The following is a 3,178-nucleotide window of genomic DNA, read 5'->3' on the forward strand; positions in this document are numbered from 1 at the left end:
TCAACAGCAGGAGCTACAGCTATCAGCGCATTGTCGGCAACAGATACAGATGGCACAATTGCAAGTTATACCGTTTCCACTTTACCAGCCAATGGAACATTAGCCTTGGGCGGAGTAGCAGTAACGGCCGGACAAGTAATAACTCCAGCGCAAGCGGCTACATTAACTTTTGATCCAAACGGAACCTTCACAGGAACAACGACTTTCACCTTTACCGCTACAGACAATACAGGAGCAGTAGATGCAAGTCCAGCAATATTTACCATTCCAATTGGTAACAACCCACCAGTGGCCTTAAACGATTCTGCAACTACAGACGAAGACATACCAGTAACAATAAACGTTACCACAAACGACACGGATACAGACGGTACAATTGATGTAGCTACAGTAGATTTAGATCCAGCCACAGTTGGCGTCCAAAATACTTTCACGGTAGCAGGTGAAGGAACGTACACGGTAACCAACCTAGGATTAGTTACCTTTACACCGGTATTGAACTTTAACGGAGCAGCAACACCAATCATTTACTCGGTAAAAGATAATAACGGATTAATATCGAATATCGGTACTATATCCGTTAGTGTAACAGTAGTAAACGATGCGATTGATGCCGTCAACGATCCATCGGTAACCGTTGCGTCAAACAATACGGTTGTGACGGCATTGAATGCCTTAGCTAATGATACGTTAAGTAACATCGCAGCGACTACCAGTAATACCAATGTGACGCCATTAACGACAGGACCATTGAGCATTGATGCTAACGGTATAGTAACCGTTGCAGCGAATACTCCAACTGGTACGTTCAGCATCACCTACCAATTATGCGAAGCCGATCCAGCAACGGGATTGAATGTAAGCCCAGCAAATTGTGATACCGCTACAGCAACAGTTGTAGTAAACAATCCAATCGATGCAGTGAGTGATTCATCGGTAACTGTTGCCTCAAACAATACGATAGTAACCGCATTGAATGCATTAGCTAACGATACGTTAAGTAACATCGCAGCGACTACAACCAATACCAATGTAACGCCATTAACGACAGGACCATTGAGCATTGATGCAGATGGAATAGTAACCGTAGCAGCCAATACCCCAAGTGGTACGTACAGCATCACCTACCAATTATGCGAAGCCAATCCAGCAACAGGATTGAATGTAACCCCTGCGAATTGTGATAATGCAACGGCTACTGTAGTAGTCTTTAATTCAATAGACGCAGTAAATGACGGTCCAACAACAATTGCGTCAGCTACTACGCCGGTTACCGTACAAAATGTAACATCAAATGATACCTTGAATGCATCATTTGTTACAGCAACTAATAGTGATGTAACACCAATAACTACAGGGCCTTTAAGTGTAGATATTAACGGTAATTTAATAGTAGCAGCCAACACAGTTTCTGGAACTTATACAATAACATACCAATTGTGTGAGTCTGGTTCAAGTCCAGTAAATTGTGATACGGCTGTAGCTACAGTTGTAGTTCAGAATCCATTACTTGCAGTAAATGATGGGTCAATTACAGTAGCGACTGCTAATGTTCCTAAAGTTGTTTTAAATGTTATTTCAAATGATACGTTACATGGAGATCCAGTTACAGATGCAAATACTAATATAACTCCAAAAACAACAGGCCCATTAAGTGTTGCTAGTAATGGTGAGATAACTTTGGCAGGCAATACACCTTCTGGAACCTACAGTATTATTTATGAAATATGTGAGATAGGAGCAAACCCAGTAAATTGTAAAACAGCAACAGCAACAGTAGTTGTATTTAATTCCATCGTGGCTAACCCGGATACAACAGGAGGACTTCCAGGAGCTACAACTGGTTCTGTTTTAGGGAATGACACCTTAAGTGGAATCCCACCTATTAATCCAGCTGATGTAATTTTGACAACTACTATCACAAATGCTGTATTAACATTAAATCCAGATGGTACCATTACAATTGCAGCAGGTACAGCGGCAGGACCTCAAACATTAGAGTATCAAATATGTGAAATTGGTTCAAATCCAGTTAATTGCAGTACTGCCACCGTTACAGTAAATGTTTTACAAGCAGCCGTAGATGCCATTGTTGATGATTTTACAGCAGTACCATATACTGGTGGAAATGGAGGAACCACTACATCAGTATTGAATAATGATACCCTTAATGGAGTTGTCTTAAATCCGGCAGATGTTAATTTAACATTAAGTGGAACTGCGCCTTCAGGATTTGTATTGAATAGTAACGGTACAATTACAGTTCCTGCTGGACAGATTTCAGGCACCTATATGGTTTTTTATCAAATATGTGAAAAGATAAATCTATCAAACTGTGATATAGCCAATGCGAAAATTCGCATTAGTAATCAAATTAATGCGTTTGATGATGCCTTCTCTCCACAAGCGCCAAGCACTACAGTGGCTACAACAGTTGGAAGTGTGTTATCTAATAACGGTAATGGAGCAGATAATTTAAATGGAATAGCAGTTACATTGGCAAATACTGATGTGACACCGGTAACCACTGGACCATTGCGTATTGATGCAGATGGAAATTTGACTCTAGCTCCAAATACTGTTTCAGGTACGTATACCATCACTTATCAATTGTGTGAAGCAGGAGCAGACCCTGTAAATTGTACAAACGCAACTGCAACAGTAGTTGTTTTAAATCCAATTGATGCAGTTGATGATAATCCAGTTGCAGTAAACTCAGGAGTAAATCCAAAAGTAGTGTTTAATGTAACAGACAATGATACATTGAATACTGTTTTAGTAAGTCCAACCAATACGAATGTTACCCCAGTTTCTGCAGGACCATTGAGTATCGATTCGAATGGAGTAGTCACATTAGCAGGAAACACGCCAAGTGGAAGTTATAGTATTACCTATGAATTGTGTGAAGTTAATCCATCAACAGGATTGGCTGTAACACCAGTCAATTGTAATAGCGCTGTGGCAACCATTAAAGTTTTAAATTCGATAGATACGGCAAACGATACTTTAGGCACACCAGCAGCACCATTGGCTTCAGGCACTACACCAGTAGCAGCAGGAAGTGTGATAGGAAACGACAGCTTAAATGGAGTTGCAGTAACGACGACAAACACGAATGTTACCCCAATCACTACTGGAGCAATTTTAGTAGATGCAGACGGGAATGTAACCATTGCAG

Annotated in this window: 1 protein-coding gene; it reads left to right on the top strand. The window is 40.7% G+C overall.

What is annotated here, in order from left to right; translation table 11 throughout:
- Positions 1–3,178: beta strand repeat-containing protein (locus AC061C_RS15480; protein ID WP_478291916.1), on the top strand; the 3,178-nt coding region annotated here is incomplete at both ends.

This window comes from Flavobacterium sp. GNP010, assembly GCF_056428945.1.